The 17,432-nt window shown below is 69.7% G+C and carries 13 protein-coding genes and 5 tRNA genes; 7 read left to right on the forward strand and 11 right to left on the reverse strand.

All coding sequences use genetic code 11. The features are described from left to right. Window positions 1-5: 5 nt before the first annotated feature. Complete coding sequence (gene leuC / locus OG510_RS09860) at window positions 6-1,430, reverse strand: 3-isopropylmalate dehydratase large subunit (RefSeq protein ID WP_406136409.1); 1,425 nt, start codon at window positions 1,428-1,430, stop codon at window positions 6-8. Between the two features lie 173 nt (window positions 1,431-1,603). Between leuC and ndgR the strand changes: the two genes are divergently transcribed. Further along, on the forward strand, window positions 1,604-2,320 hold the full coding sequence (gene ndgR / locus OG510_RS09865; protein WP_164265352.1) for an IclR family transcriptional regulator NdgR: 717 nt from the start codon (window positions 1,604-1,606) through the stop codon (window positions 2,318-2,320). Window positions 2,321-2,484: 164 nt separating this feature from the next. Here ndgR and OG510_RS09870 read toward each other — a convergent pair whose 3' ends face one another. Further along, complete coding sequence (locus tag OG510_RS09870) at window positions 2,485-3,000, reverse strand: DUF4188 domain-containing protein (RefSeq protein ID WP_406136410.1); 516 nt, start codon at window positions 2,998-3,000, stop codon at window positions 2,485-2,487. 104 nt (window positions 3,001-3,104) lie between these two features. Here OG510_RS09870 and OG510_RS09875 point away from each other — a divergent pair, with 104 nt between their 5' ends. Next, the gene (locus tag OG510_RS09875; RefSeq protein WP_406136411.1) at window positions 3,105-3,746 is read left to right on the forward strand and encodes a MerR family transcriptional regulator; all 642 of its coding nucleotides are present in this window, start codon (window positions 3,105-3,107) and stop codon (window positions 3,744-3,746) included. Window positions 3,747-3,858: 112 nt separating this feature from the next. On the opposite strand, the gene OG510_RS09880 is transcribed toward OG510_RS09875, so the two are convergent. The 9 genes from OG510_RS09880 to OG510_RS09920 all read right to left on the reverse strand — a co-directional run bounded on the left by OG510_RS09880 (window position 3,859) and on the right by OG510_RS09920 (window position 7,728). Beyond that, window positions 3,859-3,931 (reverse strand) — tRNA-Glu (locus OG510_RS09880). A gap of 19 nt (window positions 3,932-3,950) precedes the next feature. Beyond that, window positions 3,951-4,022, reverse strand: a tRNA-Gln gene (locus OG510_RS09885). An 8-nt stretch (window positions 4,023-4,030) separates the two neighbouring features. Beyond that, a tRNA-Glu gene (locus OG510_RS09890) sits at window positions 4,031-4,103 on the reverse strand. A 61-nt stretch (window positions 4,104-4,164) separates the two neighbouring features. Continuing rightward, window positions 4,165-4,237, reverse strand: a tRNA-Glu gene (locus OG510_RS09895). Window positions 4,238-4,284: 47 nt separating this feature from the next. Continuing rightward, window positions 4,285-4,356, reverse strand: a tRNA-Gln gene (locus tag OG510_RS09900). A gap of 87 nt (window positions 4,357-4,443) precedes the next feature. Continuing rightward, window positions 4,444-5,163: an HAD family hydrolase gene (locus OG510_RS09905; protein ID WP_406136412.1), complete on the reverse strand. Its 720-nt coding sequence runs from the start codon at window positions 5,161-5,163 to the stop codon at window positions 4,444-4,446. Between the two features lie 25 nt (window positions 5,164-5,188). Further along, on the reverse strand, window positions 5,189-6,667 hold the full coding sequence (gltX, locus tag OG510_RS09910; protein ID WP_406136413.1) for a glutamate--tRNA ligase: 1,479 nt from the start codon (window positions 6,665-6,667) through the stop codon (window positions 5,189-5,191). Beyond that, a complete protein-coding gene (locus OG510_RS09915) occupies window positions 6,660-7,445 on the reverse strand; it encodes a fumarylacetoacetate hydrolase family protein (RefSeq protein ID WP_164265348.1) in 786 nt (261 codons plus the stop codon). Before OG510_RS09915 ends, gltX begins: the two co-directional genes overlap by 8 nt. An 88-nt stretch (window positions 7,446-7,533) precedes the next feature. Continuing rightward, on the reverse strand, window positions 7,534-7,728 hold the full coding sequence (locus tag OG510_RS09920; protein WP_406136414.1) for a hypothetical protein: 195 nt from the start codon (window positions 7,726-7,728) through the stop codon (window positions 7,534-7,536). A gap of 589 nt (window positions 7,729-8,317) precedes the next feature. On the opposite strand from OG510_RS09920, the gene OG510_RS09925 reads away from it, so the two are divergent. From OG510_RS09925 to OG510_RS09945, 5 genes are all read left to right on the forward strand, one after another. Further along, window positions 8,318-12,325 (forward strand): nitrate- and nitrite sensing domain-containing protein, encoded by a 4,008-nt coding sequence (locus OG510_RS09925; RefSeq protein WP_406136415.1) that lies wholly within the window; start codon window positions 8,318-8,320, stop codon window positions 12,323-12,325. Window positions 12,326-12,334: 9 nt separating this feature from the next. Then, the gene (locus OG510_RS09930) at window positions 12,335-12,748 is read left to right on the forward strand and encodes a roadblock/LC7 domain-containing protein (protein WP_164260060.1); all 414 of its coding nucleotides are present in this window, start codon (window positions 12,335-12,337) and stop codon (window positions 12,746-12,748) included. A 117-nt stretch (window positions 12,749-12,865) separates the two neighbouring features. Next, window positions 12,866-13,273 (forward strand): DUF742 domain-containing protein, encoded by a 408-nt coding sequence (locus OG510_RS09935; protein WP_164259976.1) that lies wholly within the window; start codon window positions 12,866-12,868, stop codon window positions 13,271-13,273. After that, window positions 13,254-13,835 (forward strand): ATP/GTP-binding protein, encoded by a 582-nt coding sequence (locus OG510_RS09940; RefSeq protein ID WP_164259978.1) that lies wholly within the window; start codon window positions 13,254-13,256, stop codon window positions 13,833-13,835. Before OG510_RS09935 ends, OG510_RS09940 begins: the two co-directional genes overlap by 20 nt. A gap of 367 nt (window positions 13,836-14,202) precedes the next feature. Further along, window positions 14,203-17,424: a nitrate- and nitrite sensing domain-containing protein gene (locus tag OG510_RS09945; protein ID WP_406136416.1), complete on the forward strand. Its 3,222-nt coding sequence runs from the start codon at window positions 14,203-14,205 to the stop codon at window positions 17,422-17,424. Window positions 17,425-17,432: the final 8 nt, after the last annotated feature.

Consider the following 17,432-nt stretch of genomic DNA (forward strand, 5'->3'; position numbering starts at 1 on the left):
GGGACTCATGCCTCCACGAGAGTCGGGGCGTCGGACAGGTCGGCGGGCGAGGCCAGATGCCCCAGCACCGCGGTGGCGGCGGCCACCTGCGGGGAGACCAGGTGGGTACGGCCGCCCTTGCCCTGCCTGCCCTCGAAGTTGCGGTTGGAGGTGGAGGCGCAGCGCTCACCGGGCGTGAGCTGGTCGGGGTTCATGCCCAGGCACATCGAGCAGCCCGCGTGCCGCCATTCGGCGCCCGCGGCCGTGAAGACCTTGTCCAGGCCCTCTTCGACCGCCTGCAGCGCGACCCGTACCGAGCCGGGGACGACCAGCATCCGCACACCGTCGGCGACGCTGCGGCCCTTCAGCAGGGCGGCCGCGCTGCGCAGGTCCTCGATGCGGCCGTTGGTGCAGGAACCCACGAAGACCGTGTCGACCCTGATGTCGCGCAGCGGCTGTCCGGCGGTCAACCCCATGTATTCCAGGGCCTTTTCGGCGGCGAGGCGCTCCGACGCGTCTTCGTACGAAGCCGGGTCGGGGACGCTCGCGGAAAGCGGTGCGCCCTGGCCGGGGTTGGTGCCCCAGGTGACGAACGGGGCCAGCTCGGCGCCGTCGATGAACACCTCGGCGTCGAACACCGCGTCGTCGTCGGTGCGCAGGGTCTTCCAGTACTCGACCGCCGCGTCCCACTCCGCACCCTGCGGGGCGTGGTCACGGCCCTTGAGGTAGTCGAAGGTGGTCTGGTCGGGGGCGATCATGCCGGCCCGCGCGCCCGCCTCGATCGACATGTTGCAGATGGTCATCCGGGCCTCCATCGAGAGCTTCTCGATGGCGGAGCCGCGGTACTCCAGGATGTAGCCCTGTCCGCCGCCGGTGCCGATCCGGGCGATGATCGCCAGGATCAGGTCCTTGGCCGTGACCGAGTCGGGCAGTTCGCCCTCCACCGTGATGGCCATGGTCATGGGCCGGGCCATCGGCAGCGTCTGGGTGGCCAGCACATGCTCGACCTGCGAGGTGCCGATGCCGAACGCCAGCGCGCCGAACGCGCCGTGGGTGGAGGTGTGGCTGTCACCGCAGACCACGGTGGTGCCCGGCTGGGTCAGGCCCAGCTGCGGTCCCACGACATGGACGACACCCTGCTCGACGTCGCCCAGCGGGTGCAGCCGTACGCCGAAGTCCGCGCAGTTCTTGCGCAGCGTCTCCAGCTGGACGCGGGAGACCGGGTCCGCGATCGGCTTGTCGATGTCGAGGGTCGGGGTGTTGTGGTCCTCGGTGGCGATGGTGAGGTCGAGGCGCCGCACCGGCCGGCCGTTCTGCCGCAGGCCGTCGAAAGCCTGCGGGCTCGTCACCTCGTGCAGCAGGTGCAGATCGATGAAGAGAAGGTCGGGCTCGCCTTCGGCGCGCCTGACGACATGGTCGTCCCAGACCTTCTCCGCGAGTGTCCTACCCATCGCTTTCCCTCCGGCCGGCGTCTTCGCCGGCCCAACTAGAGATCGGGCGTCCCCGTCCGGACCCCCGTACCGGGCGGGCGACTGCGAGCCGTTGTACGGCCGCCCCTACAGGTTGGCAAGTTCCCTGGAAAATTGAACTTGCGTTTCACAGAGTGAGACGCGAGTATCGTTGCATGGACAACTCTAGCGGCGTCGGCGTTCTCGACAAGGCAGCTCTGGTATTGAGTGCTCTGGAGTCCGGCCCGGCCACCCTCGCCGGGCTGGTCGCGGCGACCGGGCTCGCACGACCCACGGCACACCGCCTTGCCGTGGCACTGGAACACCACCGGCTGGTGGCGAGGGACATGCAGGGCCGGTTCATTCTCGGCCCCCGGCTCTCCGAGCTGGCCGCGGCGGCGGGCGAGGACCGCCTGCTCGCCACGGCAGGACCGGTACTGACACATCTGCGCGATGTGACCGGCGAGAGCGCCCAGCTCTACCGCCGGCAGGGCGACATGCGGATCTGTGTGGCGGCGGCCGAGCGGCTCTCCGGGCTGCGGGACACCGTCCCGGTCGGCTCCACGCTCACCATGAAGGCCGGTTCTTCGGCGCAGATCCTGATGGGCTGGGAGGAGCCGGAGCGGCTCCACCGCGGGCTCCAGGGCGCCCGGTTCACCGCGACGGCGCTCTCCGGCGTACGGCGCAGGGGCTGGGCCCAGTCGATCGGCGAGCGCGAGCCGGGCGTGGCATCGGTCTCCGCCCCGGTGCGCGGACCCTCGAACCGGGTGGTCGCGGCCGTCTCGGTGTCGGGCCCGATCGAACGGCTCACCCGCCACCCGGGCCGGATGCACGCCCAGGCGGTCATCGACGCCGCGGGACGCCTCTCCGAGGCCCTGCGCCGCACCAGCTGACACCGCTCGGCGCAGACCCCCGAAGCACAGCCCCTCGCAGTACAGACCTTCCAGGCACCGCCCCTCAAGGGACAGACCCTTCAAGGGACAGCCTCCGTCACAGCCCCGCAGTCACTCCGGACAACAGGCCGCCCCAGCGTCGTGGCGGCCCTGGCCCGGCCCGTTCAGCCCGCCTCGGGCCCTGAACGCGCGCCGGAGCGATGGGCGAGACGGTCGGCCGCCGAGCGGCCCCGCCCCTGGATCGGGAGCACCCCCGTGGCCGCCGCCAGCCCGTGGGCCGGCATATCGGCGTAGATGGATTCGTACGAGCCTTCCGGCACGATGTACGTCTCGTGCCACAGCCCCACGTGCTGCCGGGACTTCCGCTCCTTGCGGTTGATCATGGCCCAGGCCGTGCGGTGGAACATGTCGGGAGCGGCCGCGTACGCGTACAGCTTCTCCTTCGACTCCCAGTACTGGACGACGTAGTACGTCCGCGGGGAGCCGGTCAGCAGGGTGTAGCCGAGCAGTCCCCGGCTCTTGTCCCGGCCCAACTCCCTGAGCATGCGCGGCATCGCCATGAGGACCGGCAGCCAGTGGTGCACTCCCCAGAAGTGGTTGATGCGCATCCCGATCAGCAGGACGACCACATCGCCTTCGGCGGCCGCGGTCATCCGGCCCGGAATCGGCTTCGCGAACATACGGTTCCCCCTTCGCCGTACAGGACGGTGATGTTGGATAGCAGCACTATCCAGTGATGGGATAGTGGCACCGCCGCGGGGGCGGCGCAAGGGAAGGCACCGGAATGCGACTGTCGGAACTGAGTGAGCGGAGCGGGGTACCGACCGCGACGATCAAGTACTACCTGCGGGAGCAGCTTCTGCCGTCCGGCAACAGGATCAGCGCGACCCAGTCCGACTACGACGAGAGCCATCTGCGCCGGCTGCGGCTGGTGCGGGCGCTGATCCAGGTCGGCCGGCTCCCGGTGGCGACGGCGCGGGAGGTGCTGGGGCATGTCGACGACGCGTCGCTGGGCCGCACGATCCGACTGGGCGCGGCGCTCTGGTCGCTGCCGCACGGGCCCGAACCGGACGACGGGGCACCGGAGACGGCCGCCGCGCGCACCGAGGTCGACCGGCTGCTCGACGAGCTGGGCTGGGCGAGCGTACGGGAGATCGGCGAGCTCTCCCCGGTGCACCGTTCGCTGGTCGCGTCGGTGGCCACGCTGCTGCGGCTCGGCTATCCGTGCGACACCGGATATCTGGTGCAGCAGGCCCGGCTGATGCACCAAGTGGCCCGGCAGGACCTGGACATGATGGAGACATACCCCTCGGAGAAGGAGCAGGTGGAGGCGGCCGTGGTGGCCACCGTCCTCCATGAGCCGCTGCTGGCGTCGCTGCACAGGCTGGCGCAGGAGGAGGAGTCGGCGCGGCGCTACGGGCTGTGAGACGGCGGGAGTTGGCCAGGACCTGCCGGGCCGCGCAAAAGGCAAAAGGCCCCTCACCGGACGGGCCATGCAAAAAGGCCCTTCACCGGAGTGAAGGACCTTCCCTGTCTTGTACCCCCGACCGGATTCGAACCGGCGCTACTGCCGTGAGAGGGCAGCGTGCTAGGCCGCTACACAACGGGGGCTTGTACAACAGGTGTTGCGCTGGGCTACCAGGACTCGAACCTAGAATGACGGTACCAGAAACCGTTGTGTTGCCAATTACACCATAGCCCATGGTGGAGTACCCCCGACCGGATTCGAACCGGCGCTACTGCCGTGAGAGGGCAGCGTGCTAGGCCGCTACACAACGGGGGCCCTAGCGATCCTGCATCAAGCTGACCGGGTGCGACCCTGGTCAACTCACGGGAAGGATCTGTACCCCCGACCGGATTCGAACCGGCGCTACTGCCGTGAGAGGGCAGCGTGCTAGGCCGCTACACAACGGGGGCTTGTACTGCGACATGTACTGCAAGATGGGTTACTGCTTGATCCTGCGCTGGGCTACCAGGACTCGAACCTAGAATGACGGTACCAGAAACCGTTGTGTTGCCAATTACACCATAGCCCAATGAAACGCAACCCCTTGTAGAGGTTTTGTTCCGCTCGCGCTGTCCGCTCCGGCCTTCCGGCCCGCTCGGGCGGCGCAAGAAGAACATTACCCGAAGGTGGACGGCGCTCCAAAACGGGTATCGCCCCGCAGCAGCCCGGGAAGCCGGTCCAGCGTGGTGATCCGTTCCAGCTCGGGCCGTCCGCCGCGGTCCGCCCGGTCCAGCCAGACCGCCCGCAGTCCCGCCGCCAGCGCCCCCGCCGCGTCGATGTCCGGATGATCTCCCACGTACAGGACCTCCGGCGGATCCAGCCGCAGGGCGTCACAGGCGGCGTGGAAGGCGCCGGGCGCGGGCTTGGCCACCCCGAGGTCGGCCGCGCAGACCAGCACCTCGAACCGGTCGCGTACGCCCAGGGTGCGCAGCTTGCGGTCCTGGTTGTGGGCGGCCGAGTTCGAGAGGAGGCCGTGCCGGTAGTCGGCCGCGAGGGCGTCGAGCACCGGCACCGCGTCCGGGAAGAGCGACCAGGCGGCCTCGTAGTGCGCCAGGTGCCGGGCGAACCAGGCGTCGGCCTCCTGGTCGCTCAGGTCCGTGCCTGTGAAGGATCTGACCCGTTCACGGCGCTGGCCCTCCCAGTCCGTCTCCCCCGCCGCGAACCTCGCCCAGTGCAGGTCGGTGATCTCCCGCCAGCGCACGAGGGCCTGCTCGACGGAGGTGTATCCGTCGGGCAGGCCCTCGGTCTTCAGGTGCTCTCGCAGCCCCGTGCGGTCCGCGTGGGTGTAGTCGAAGATCGTGTCGTCGATGTCCCAGAGGACCGCACGGATGGGCATGTATTCAGTTTAGGCAGCCTGCGGTTCAGGCGGCCAGCTTCGCCAGTGCGGCGTCGATCCGCTCCAGGGAGCGGTCCCGGCCCAGGATCTGCAGGGACTCGAAGAGCGGCAGGCCGACCGTACGGCCGGTGACCGCGACGCGGACCGGGGCCTGCGCCTTGCCGAGCTTCAGGCCGTGCTCCTCGCCCGCCGCCAGGACGGCCGCCTTGAGCGCCTCGGGGCTGGTCCAGTCCGCCTCGGCGAGCCGGGCGCGGGCCGTGGTGAGCAGGGCCACCGGGTCGCCCTTCATCGCCTTCGCCCAGGACGCCTCGTCGTCGACCGGCCGGTCCAGGAAGAGGAAGTCGACGTTGGCCGTGATGTCCGAGAGGACCGTGAGGCGGGTCTGCGCGTACGGGGCGATGGCCTCCCACGCCGCCTGGTCGAAGTTCTCCTGCGGCCAGTTGGCGTGCGGGGCGCGCAGCCAGGGGGCGCATGCCTCCGTGAAGCTCCGTACGTCAAGCAGGCGGATGTGGTCGGCGTTGATCGCCTCGGCCTTCTTGAGGTCGAAGCGGGCCGGGTTGCTGTTCACGTCCGCGATGTCGAACTTCTCGACCAGTTCGCCGATCGAGAAGACGTCCTGGTCGGCCGAGAACGACCAGCCCAGCAGGGACAGGTAGTTGAGCAGCCCCTCGGGGAGGAAGCCCCGCTCGCGGTAGAGGTTGAGGGACGCCTCGGGGTCACGCTTGGAGAGCTTCTTGTTGCCCTCGCCCATCACGTACGGGAGGTGCCCGAAGAGCGGGATCTCCTTGGCGGCGCCGATGTCGATCAGCGCCTTGTAGAGGGCGATCTGGCGCGGGGTGGAGGAGAGCAGGTCCTCGCCGCGCAGGACGTGCGTGATCTCCATCAGCGCGTCGTCGACCGGGTTGACGAGGGTGTACAGCGGTGCGCCGTTGGCCCGGACGATGCCGTAGTCGGGCACGTTCTCCGGAGTGAAGGTCAGCTCGCCGCGGACCAGGTCGTCGAAGGTGATCGTCTCGTCGGGCATCCGGAAGCGGACGATGGAGGTCCGCCCCTCGGCCCGGTACTCCTCGATCTGCGCGGCGCTGAGGTCGCGGCAGTGGCCGTCGTATCCGGAGGGGCGGCCGGCCTTGCGGGCGGCGTCGCGGCGCTCGTCGAGCTCGGCGGTGGTGCAGTAGCAGTCGTAGGCGTGGCCGGCGGCCTGGAGCCTCTTCACGATGTCCGCGTAGATGTCCATGCGCTGCGACTGGCGGTACGGCGCGTGCGGGCCGCCCTTCTCGTCGGGCCCTTCGTCCCAGTCGAGGCCGAGCCAGTTCAGCGAGTCGAGCAGCTGGTTGTACGACTCCTCGGAGTCCCGCGCCGCGTCGGTGTCCTCGATACGGAAGATCACGGAGCCGCCGGTGTGCCGGGCGAAGGCCCAGTTGAACAGGGCGGTTCGGACCAGTCCCACATGGGGGTTGCCGGTCGGGGACGGACAGAAACGGACGCGGGGTTTCGCGTTAGCCACGCTTGATCACCTTGTTGGTGAGAGTGCCGATGCCTTCGATGGAGACGGCGACCTCGTCGCCGACGTTGAGCGGTCCGACGCCGGCCGGGGTGCCGGTCAGGATGACGTCCCCGGGGAGCAGCGTCATGGCGTCGGAGATGTTGACGATCAGATCCGCGATGGAGTGGATCATCTCGCTGGTGCGGCCGAGCTGGCGCTGGTCGCCGTTGACCGTGGCCTGGATGGTCAGGTCGGACGGGTCGAGGTCGGTCTCCACCCAGGGGCCGAGCGGGCAGGAGGTGTCGAAGCCCTTTGCCCTGGCCCACTGCTTCTCGCGCTTCTGGACATCGCGTGCGCTGACGTCGTTGGCGCAGGTGTAGCCGAAGATGACGTCCTTGACGCGGTCGTGCGGGACCTCGCGGCACATCCTGCCGATCACCACGGCCAGTTCGGCCTCGTGGTGCACTTCGCTGGAGAAGGAGGGGTACTCGATGGCGTCGCCGGGGCCGATCACCGATGTGGTGGGCTTGAGGAAGGCGAACGGCACGTCCGGGACCTCGTTGCCCAGCTCTGCCGCGTGTTCCGCGTAGTTGCGGCCGAAGGCCACGACCTTGTTGGGGAGCACCGGGGGCAGCAGCCTGACCTTGCTCAGCGGGACCTTGACACCGGAGAGCTCGAAGTCCGAGTACGGAATGCCCTTGATGATGTCGAGGACGAGGTCGCCCGAGAGATCGGAGCCCTCGCCCTCGACCACGCCGAAGGCGACATTGCCGTCGATGGAGAATCTGGCGATGCGCACGAGTGCTGTCGCCCCTCACTTACTGGCTGGAGTTCTGACGCTCCAGGCTAACGCGGGTGGCGAGGGGCCGCGGTGCCATTACCCCGCGTCACTCGGCGGCGGTGACCTGCGGCCCCTCGGGCGCCTCCATGAGGATGGTGCGGCGCGGGTTGGCCGTCACGGCGGGCAGGGTCACGGTGTGCTCCGGCCGCTCGGGGTGCTGCAGCTGCCCGGCGTCCGTGAGGTGGGCGAGCGTGGTGCGGCGCGGGTTGGCGGTGTTGCGGAACAACGTCGTCGTCTTCATCTGTTCGTGAGGCCCTGTCGGTCGGGCGGCGCCGGGGCGCCGGTTGTCGGATTCGCCATCCCTGTAAAGCGTCAGGCTAAACATCTGATTCCCCGCCGAAGCGTGACCCGGGCAACGATCTAGGTGTGAGTTTGCTCACGAGTTGCACGATATTTAGGGCATTACGGTCAGCCAACACCCCTTCAGCAAGCGGACATTACACATTGGAACCCCTCATTCCGCCCCTGATCATCGCGACTGGGACACCCCTGTCCCGTAAGCAGTACGTAAACAAAAGTCCGATTCATCCGGGAACAATTTCTACGCCAGGTGATGCGCCGCTCACGCCGTGTCAATAAGGTCACATCCCAGGACACGGGCCTTGTTGGAGATCCGTCGCTGTGCTGGAATTCCACGCACTGCCGCGCAGTCTTTGTGAAAACACAGGCAGGCCGGCGCACGAAGGGCGCGACGCAGCGCCGAGTGGCGGCGGTAAAGGGGGAGAACACGCCGGTCACTGACGACCACCATGGGGCGCGCCGCGCCCCACGACTCGACACCGTTCCGCCGCCTGTGCGGGGGAACGCCTGGTCCAGAGGTTGCGACGCTAGTGCAGGGACGTTTCAAGAGGGATGGCACGGGGTCTCCCCAGGCCCGCCAGGGTCGAGGGGAAGCCGCGGCTGAACAGGAGCCTCGCGGCGGTTCCGACCGCGGCTCCTCGGCCCAGCACGCCCAGACCCCCCCGACCGCCCAGAACCACCGCCCGGGTCCGGCAGGAGGCGGCGAGTCCGCGGCCGCCCCCGCGGCTGCTCCGAAGCCCAAGGGCCAGGGCAGCACGGGCTCACGCATGGCTCTGCGCAACTGGCGCATCAGTACCAGGCTCGTCTCCCTGCTGGCCCTGCCCGTGGTCGCCGCGACCACCCTGGGCGGGCTGCGCATCAACGACTCCATGGACAAGATGCAGCAGCTGGACCACATGCAGCTGCTCACCCAGATGACCAAGCAGGCGACCGAGCTGGCGGCCGCGCTCCAGGAGGAGCGCGACAAGTCCGCGGGTCCGTTGTCGCACGGTGCGAAGGCCAGCGACTTCAACGTCGAGGAGCCCCGCAAGAAGACCGACCTGGCCGACCAGGCGTTCCTCAAGGGCACCGCGGACTTCGACAACGCGAAGCGCGACGACTCGATCGAGTCGATCCGCGGCAGCCTCCGGGGCATCGCCACCAAGCTGACCCGTCTCAAGGCCATCCGCGCCGACGCCTACCAGGGCAGCGCCACCACCTCGCAGACGGTCACCGAGTACAGCGAGCTGATCGACTCGCTGCTCGGCCTCTCGCAGGACATGGCCCAGGCGACCGCCAACCCCGAGATGATCAAGCGGACCCGCGCCCTGGCGGCCTTCTCGTCCGCCAAGGAGTACGCGTCGATCCAGCGGGCCGTCATCGCCGCCGCGCTGCCGACGAGCAACAAGGGCCACGGCGACCTGAAGGAGAGCGACCGGCTCTTCGCCAAGTCCGCCATGCAGAGCGAGGAGGACGAGCTCAAGTCCTTCAAGCTGGTCTACGCGGGCAACGCTGCGGCCCTCACCGCCCCGCTGGACACCGGCAACCCGGAGATCACCGCCGCCAACCTGTACGCGAAGCACGTCCTGGAGAACCAGGGCGGTCTGGACAGCCAGACCCCGCGTTCGTACAAGGACTGGTACGACTCGGACAGCAACCGCATCACGGCCATGAAGACCATCGAGGCCACGCTGCTGGGCGAGATGGAGCAGAAGGCCCGCGAGCTGCGCAACGACGCCGAGCGCGAGGCGATCATCAACGCCGCGCTCATCGTGCTCGTCCTGGGTGTCTCGCTGGTCGGCGCCTATGTCGTGGCCCGGTCCATGATCCGCTCGCTGCGGCGGCTCCAGGACACCGCGACCAAGGTCGCGAGTGAGCGCCTCCCCGAGCTGGTCAAGCAGCTCTCCGAGACCGACCCGCAGGACGTCGACACCTCCGTGGAGTCCGTCGGTGTGCACAGCCGGGACGAGATCGGAAAGGTCGCCACGGCCTTCGACGACGTGCACCGCGAGGCCGTCCGGCTCGCCTCCGAGCAGGCCATGCTGCGGGGCAACGTCAACGCGATGTTCACCAACCTCTCGCGCCGCAGCCAGGGCCTCATCCAGCGCCAGCTCTCGCTCATCTCCGAACTGGAGTCCCGCGAGGCCGACCCGGACCAGCTGTCCTCGCTCTTCAAGCTCGACCACCTCGCGACCCGTATGCGCCGTAACGGTGAGAACCTGCTGGTCCTCGCCGGTGAGGAGCCCGGCCGCCGGTGGACCCGCCCCGTGCCGCTGGTCGACGTGCTCCGCGCCGCCGCGTCAGAGGTGGAGCAGTACGAACGCATCGAGCTGGCGGCGGTCCCCGCGACCGAGGTCGCCGGCCGCGTCGTCAACGACCTCGTCCACCTGCTCGCCGAGCTGCTCGAGAACGCCACGTCGTTCTCGTCGCCGCAGACCAAGGTCCGGGTGACCGGTCACGCGCTGCCCGACGGGCGGGTGCTCGTCGAGATCCACGACACCGGTATCGGCCTCTCCCCCGAGGACCTCGCCGCGATCAACGAGCGGCTCGCTTCGCCGCCCACCGTGGATGTCTCCGTCTCCCGCCGCATGGGCCTGTTCGTGGTCGGCCGGCTCTCGCTGCGCCACGGTATCCGTATCCAGCTCCGCCCCTCCGACTCCGGTGGTACGACCGCGCTGGTCATGCTGCCCGTCGACGTCGCCCAGGGCGGCAAGAAGGCTCCGGCCAAGCCGGGGATGCCCGGTGGCCAGCAGCAGCCGCAGCAGCAGCTGGGCCAGTCGCCGCAGGGGCAGTCCCAGTTGGGGCAGTCGCCGCAGGGACAGTCGCAGCTCGGCCAGTCGCCGCAGGGCGCGGGTGCCCCGGGCCGTGCGGGTGCCGGTGCCGGCGCCCCGCGCGGTCAGGTGTCGGGTACGGGTCCGCGCGCCGCGCTGCCCGCCCGCGACGGTGACCGTTCGATCCAGCCCGGCGGCCCGCAGCAGCAGGGTCTGCCGCAGGGCGGCCCCGCCCCCGCCTCATCGGTGAACGCCTTCGGCGCCGGGGCGCCCATGCCCCGCAGGGCCGCCCAGGGCGGTCGTGGCGGCCCCGGCGAGGGTCCCGGACGCGGCGGCAACGGTCCGCAGCGCCCGCAGCAGCCCGGGGACAGCATGTTCCAGCCCCCGGCCGGACGTCAGCAGCAGCTGCCGCCGACCGGTGGCCCGCGCGCCGAGCTGCCCGGCGGCAACCCCGTGCCGCAGCGTCCGCAGCAGCCGGAGAGCCCCCAGCAGCCGCAGGCTCCGCAGCGCCCGCAGACCACCAGCTGGGGCAATGAACTGCCCCGGCGGGCCGTCCCGGCGGCCCAGGACATGCCGCGCGGCCACGAGGAGCCGGACACCGGCGCCTTCGGGCCCGGCACTGACGGGGCGGGTTCGGACTTCTCGGGCCTCTCCGGCCCGGGCGGCACCGGCACCAGCGGACCGGCTACGGGCGGCTCAGGTGCCCAGTACCGCCCGCCGCTGCGCCCGCTGCGTCAGTCCGGCGAGCGCTCCCCCGCTGACGACCGGTTCGGCGGCGGCCTGTTCGGCGGTGAGCGGCCGGGCAACGACCGCCAGGCCGACGACCGGCCCTCCGCCGAGCGCCAGGGCCCCGGCTCCACCGCCGAGTTCCAGCGCCCGGACTTCAACGGCCCGCCGCCCGGCGACACCGGCCGGTTCGAGCGTGCCGACGTCTTCGAGCGCCCCGATGTCCGCGGCCCGCAGCGGCGCCCGCAGATACCCCAGGTGCCGCAGATACCGCAGGACCAGCAGCAGACCGGCCGGTTCCCGGACGAGCGGCCCCAGGACGACCGCTATCAGGACGAGCGGTACCAGGACGGCCGTTACCCGGAGCCGCAGCAGCAGGACCCCTTCCAGGGCCGCCCGCAGCAGCCGCAGGACCCGGCGTCCGCGGCGCAGTTCCCGCGGGCGGAGCTGCCGGAATTCGGCGGCTTCGACTCCCCGCGCCCGCCCGCCCCTTCGGACGGTCCCGCCGGCGCCCCGCACCAGCGTGACCGTGCCGAGGCCGACTTCGGTGCGCCGCGTCCGCCCGCGCCGCAGAGCCTGCCCGCGCAGCCGCAGTACGACGCGCTGCCGCCGGCCGCAGACCCGGGCGACGGGCGCACCCCGCTCTACGACACCCTGGAGACCAACTGGTTCCACGGCCCGCAGTCCGGGAGGACCGCGGAGCCGCAGCAACCGGACGCTCCCCAGCAACCCGAGCCGGCCGCTCCCGCGGCGCCGACCCGCGACCCCATGGCCCAGACTGCCCCCGGCAGCAACTGGCGGGCATCGCCCAACGACGAACTCGTACGGCAGGCCGAGCGGGCGAAGAAGCCCGCTGCCGGTGGTGTCACCACATCCGGTCTGCCCCGACGCGTACCGCGCGCCAATCTGGTGCCCGGCACCGCACAGCAGCAGGCCCACCAGGCCGGTCCGCAGGTTTCGCGTGCGCCCGACGACGTACGCGGCCGGCTGACCAATCTCCGGCGTGGCATCCAACAGGGTCGCCAGGCCGGAACCGGCCCCTCTCACCAGCAGGAGCACTAGTTGAGTCCGATGAGCCAGGCGGCGCAGAATCTGAACTGGTTGATCACGAACTTCGTGGACAACACCCCCGGGGTGTCCCACACAGTGGTGGTCTCCGCCGACGGACTTCTGCTGGCCATGTCCGAAGGTTTCCCGCGTGACCGTGCCGACCAGCTGGCGGCCGTCGCCTCCGGGCTGACCTCGCTCACCGCGGGCGCCTCCCGGATCTTCGAGGGCGGCGAAGTCGCCCAGACGGTGGTGGAGATGGAGCGGGGGTTCCTCTTCCTCATGTCGGTGTCGGACGGCTCGTCGCTGGCCGTGCTCTCCCACCCGGACTGCGACATCGGCCTGGTCGGTTACGAGATGGCTCTGCTCGTCGACCGTGCGGGCAGCGTCCTCACCCCGGACCTGCGCGCCGAACTCCAGGGGAGCCTGCTCCACTAGACAAGCCCCCCACAGGTTCAGCCCGTACGTTCATCACCAACCGTCCGGCCGCATCCCGCCCCCCACCGGCCACATCAGACGGCACTCCGACCAACTGCTGTCACGCCCGGAGGATCCATGACCCCGCCCCCCGCCTCGCACGATCCGTACGGCGTGCTGCACGACGCGTCGTACGACAGTGAGGGCGACCAGCCACTGGTACGTCCGTACGCCATGACCGGCGGCCGGACCAGGCCGCGTTACCAGCTCGCCATCGAGGCGCTGGTGAGCACCACGGCCGACCCGGTGCACCTCGCGGGCCTGCTCCCCGAGCACCAGCGGATATGCCACCTGTGCCGTGAGGTCAAGTCGGTGGCCGAGGTGTCGGCGCTGCTCTCGATGCCGCTGGGTGTGGCCCGGATCCTCGTGGCCGACCTGGCGGAGGCGGGCATGGTGGCCATCCACCAGCCGGGCAACGGAGAGGCCGGCGGCACGCCGGACGTGACACTGCTCGAAAGGGTGCTCAGTGGACTTCGCAAGCTCTAGCGGCGGGGCGGCCAGATCGACCACCTCGGCGAAGATCGTGGTGGCAGGGGGCTTCGGCGTGGGCAAGACCACGTTCGTCGGCGCCGTCTCGGAGATCAACCCGCTGCGTACCGAGGCAGTCATGACGTCCGCTTCAGCGGGCATCGACGACCTCACACACACCGGGGACAAGACCACCACCACGGTGGCCATGGACTTCGGACGCATCACCCTCGACCAGGACCTGATCCTCTACCTGTTCGGCACCCCCGGACAGGACCGCTTCTGGTTCATGTGGGACGACCTCGTACGCGGCGCCATCGGCGCCGTCGTCCTGGTCGACACCCGCAGGCTGTCGGACTGTTTCCCCGCGGTGGACTACTTCGAGAACTCGGGACTCCCCTTCGTCATCGCCCTCAACGGCTTCGACGGACACCAGCCCTACACCCCCGACGAAGTACGCGAAGCCCTCCAGATCGGCCCCGACACCCCCATCCTCACCACCGACGCACGACACCGCGCAGACGCCAAGAGCGGACTCATCACACTCGTCGAGCACGCACTGATGGCACGCCTCAAGTAGTCGTCCCACTACGGCAGTTGTCGTAGCCCGTTCTGGGGCGGACTGTGGTCTTTGACACGATCCGCCCCCGTGTTCATAACGTTTCGACAGAGAATTCATCGACCGCGGACACCCGTTGCATCCGCCTGGTGCCGCTCCGCTCACATCAGTCCCTGCTTTTGGCGCGCCTCGCTCTTTTTGACCGTTTTATCTGAGGCATACGCCACTCGGAGCGGCGGGTTCCAGCTGTTTGGAGCCACGCCGCCCGACGTGCTGGAATTCGGCGAACTCCCGAGTAGGACCGGCAACGTTCGACGGCCGGTCCGAGTACGGCTCTGAACGATAGACGGCACACCGTGGGTGCCGACGCCGAGAGGTTGTTGGTCGAGTGAGGCGAAGCAGGAAGAGCTCCGCGGCGGAGCAGACGCGGGGGAACTTCACGCCGCCGCCGCAGTCGGCGACGTCTCCTGCCGGCCGCTCCGCAGCCGCCGGTGGCGGCAGCCGGCTCGCGCCGCGCAACTGGCGCGTGCCGACCAAGCTCAACGCCATTCTGCTGATCCCCGTGATCGTCGGCCTTGTCATGGGCGGATTCCAGGTCAAGAGTTCGATCACTACCTGGAATGACGCACGGGACGCCGAACGGGTTGCACTTGTCGTGCGATCGGCTTCGGCGTACAGCCAGGCACTGCTGGCGGAGCGCGACATCAGCGCGGAGCCGCTGCTGCAGAACAAGCGCACCGGCAACTTCAACGTCAAGGATGCCTACAACCACACCGACGCCGCCGCGAAGTCCTTCGACACCGCGGTGAAGCAGCTGCCGAAGACCAAGGGCCTCCAGCGCCGCCTCCAGCTCTTCCGCGCCGAGGAGCCGTCCCTCGCCACGCTGCGCAAGACGGCGTACGCCGAGGCGATGGACCCGGTGAAGACCGAAGAGGGCTACGTCAAGGTCCAGCACTCGCTGATGGAGTTCTCCAATGAACTCGGCCTCGGCACCGGCAACATCACCAGCTACGGCCGCACGGTCTACGCGATCCAGCTGGCCCAGGCCGCAGAATCGCTTCAGCGCTCCATCGGCACGCATCTGCTGGTACGCCCGAGCCAGGACCCCACGACCTTCCAGGCGCAGGTCGTCGCGTTCAACTCGTACAACTATCTGGAGCAGATCGCCCTCCAGGAGTACGTCTCCGGCGGCACCGACGCGGACGCCGCCGCGCTGAAGAGGGAAATGGCCGCCCAGGCCGCCAGCGCCAGGAACTACGTCTCCCGCGACAAGGAGACGGCCAAGGCCGACAAGAAGCGCTATGTGACCCCGCCGGCCAAGGGCGGGTCGATGTTCGACGGCATCGCGGCCGAGATCGGCAAGGGCCGGACCCCGGCGGCGCTGAAGGCCGAGGGCATCGACTCCGAGTCCTGGTCCATCGCGGCCGGCACCAGGTTCAACGGCTACAGCACGGTCGAGAACCATCTGATCGACAAGGCGGTCGGGGACGCGGCGGCCATCTCGCACAACGCCAAGAACGACGCCATCACCAATGGCGCCGTGGTCCTCGTGGCCCTGCTGATCGCCTTCATCCTGGCCGGGATGATGGCCCGCCAGATGAGCCGGGCGATGCGCCGGCTGCGCACCGCCGCCTTCGGTGTGGCCGAGCAGCGGCTGCCGATGCTCGTGGACCAGCTCTCGCGTACGGAGCCCGGCCGGGTCGACACCCGGGTCGAGCCCATCCCGATCCACACCCAGGACGAGATCGGCGAGGTGGCTCGCGCGTTCGACCAGGTGCACCGCGAGGCGGTCAGGCTGGCGTCCGAGCAGGCCATGCTGCGGGGCAACGTCAACGCGATCTTCACCAACCTCTCGCGGCGCAACCAGTCGCTCATCGAGGGCCAGCTGACGCTGATCACCGACCTGGAGAACAACGAGGCCGAGCCCGAGCAGCTGGAGAGCCTCTTCAAGCTCGACCACCTCGCGACCCGGATGCGCCGCAACGGCGAGAACCTGCTCGTGCTGGCGGGCGAGGAGCCGGGCCGGCGCTGGAACCAGCCGGTCCCGCTGGTCGATGTGCTCAGGGCCGCCTCGTCCGAGGTGGAGTCGTACGAGCGCATCGAGCTGACCGGGGTGCCCGAGACCGACATCCACGGGCAGTCCGTCACCGACCTGGTGCATCTGCTGGCCGAGCTGCTGGAGAACGCCACCACGTTCTCATCGCCGCAGACCAAGGTGCGCGTCACGGCGACCCGGCTGCCGGACGGCCGGGTGATGATCGAGATCCACGACAAGGGCATCGGCCTCACCGCAGAGGACTTCGCGGACATCAACCACAAGCTGGCCAACCCGCCGACCGTGGACGCGGCGATCTCGCAGCGCATGGGGCTGTTCGTGGTCGGCCGCCTCGCCGACCGGCACGGCGTACGCGTGCAGCTGCGGCCGTCGGGCGAGCAGGCGGGCACCACGTCGCTGGTCATGCTCCCGGACGCGATCACACACGGCGGTGGCGGCGACCAGCTGCCCGCCGACGACTTCAGCGTCTCCTCGATCATCCCGGAGCAGCAGCCGCGGGAGCAGCAGTCCTTCCCGCAGGCCCCGCAGCGGACGGCCGCCGAACTCGGCTTCGACGACACCCGTTACGGCGAGAGCGAGCCGCGCCGTCTCGACCCGGTCAACCGCTCGCTGATGCGTGACGAGCGCCGTGCGGCGCTCGACGGCACGCACCACGACGACGGCAGGCCGCTGTTCCGCGACGAGGCGCAGGCGCAGGACCGGCATCAGGCGCAGGGTCAGCAGTATCCGCGGCAGGAGCATCCCGCGCAGCAGGACAACGGCTACGCGCAGTACGGCCAGGAGCCGCAGCAGACGTCGTTCGACCAGAACGGCTACGCGGCGCACGGGGCTCAGGACGGCTACCGGGACGGGGCCCACCCGGCCTCCGGCCACCCGGTGCCCGACGGCCGTCAGCAGGGGTACGACAGCGCGTTCGACGGTTCCGGCCGGCAGGACGAGTGGGCTGGTCAGGCCACGTACCAGGACGGTTTCCGGTCGGCTTACCAGCCGGCGGCGGAATCTGCACAGGGCGCTCCCGCAGCCGCTCCCGAACGCGTAGGCTTCGACCGTCCGGGACCGTCTCCGAGCACCTCACACGAACTGACCGATGCCGGCCTTCCCCGCCGCGGCGGTCCGCAGCAGGCCCCGAAGCCGGCCCCCGGAGCACATCAGTCCGGTCAGCAGAATTCCGGCCCGCCCCAGGCCGGACAGCGGAATCCTGAGGAGCAGAACGACGGGGAAGAGAGCGGGGACAGCAACCTCCTGCCGGACGACTGGCGTTCGTCGAACGACGAGCGCTGGCAGCGGGCGGAAGGGTTGCGCGAGCCGAAGGCCGGCGGGGTCACTCCCTCCGGTCTCCCCCGGCGGGTGCCCAAGGCCAACCTGGTCGAGGGCAAGGCCGAGCAGACCCCGCAGGGCGGCCCCCAGGTCTCCCGTGCACCCGAGGACGTCGGGGTCAGGTTGAGCAACCTGCGCCGCGGAGTCCTGCGGGGGCGCAACGAAGGTAGTGACACGAACAGTCAGGCCACCGGGAACCACGGCGGTCCTGACAGCACCTACAACCAGGAGCGTTAGTGTGAGCC

It is taken from the genome of Streptomyces sp. NBC_01089, assembly GCF_045162975.1.
Taxonomy (GTDB): domain Bacteria; phylum Actinomycetota; class Actinomycetes; order Streptomycetales; family Streptomycetaceae; genus Streptomyces.

Coding starts and splice junctions, on each gene's coding strand:
- leuC (WP_406136409.1), bottom strand. CDS start 1,430: ATGGGTAGGACACTCGCGGAGAAGGTCTGGGACGACCATGTCGTCAGG.
- ndgR (WP_164265352.1), top strand. CDS start 1,604: ATGGACAACTCTAGCGGCGTCGGCGTTCTCGACAAGGCAGCTCTGGTA.
- OG510_RS09870 (WP_406136410.1), bottom strand. CDS start 3,000: ATGTTCGCGAAGCCGATTCCGGGCCGGATGACCGCGGCCGCCGAAGGC.
- OG510_RS09875 (WP_406136411.1), top strand. CDS start 3,105: ATGCGACTGTCGGAACTGAGTGAGCGGAGCGGGGTACCGACCGCGACG.
- OG510_RS09905 (WP_406136412.1), bottom strand. CDS start 5,163: ATGCCCATCCGTGCGGTCCTCTGGGACATCGACGACACGATCTTCGAC.
- OG510_RS09920 (WP_406136414.1), bottom strand. CDS start 7,728: ATGAAGACGACGACGTTGTTCCGCAACACCGCCAACCCGCGCCGCACC.
- OG510_RS09930 (WP_164260060.1), top strand. CDS start 12,335: ATGAGCCAGGCGGCGCAGAATCTGAACTGGTTGATCACGAACTTCGTG.
- OG510_RS09935 (WP_164259976.1), top strand. CDS start 12,866: ATGACCCCGCCCCCCGCCTCGCACGATCCGTACGGCGTGCTGCACGAC.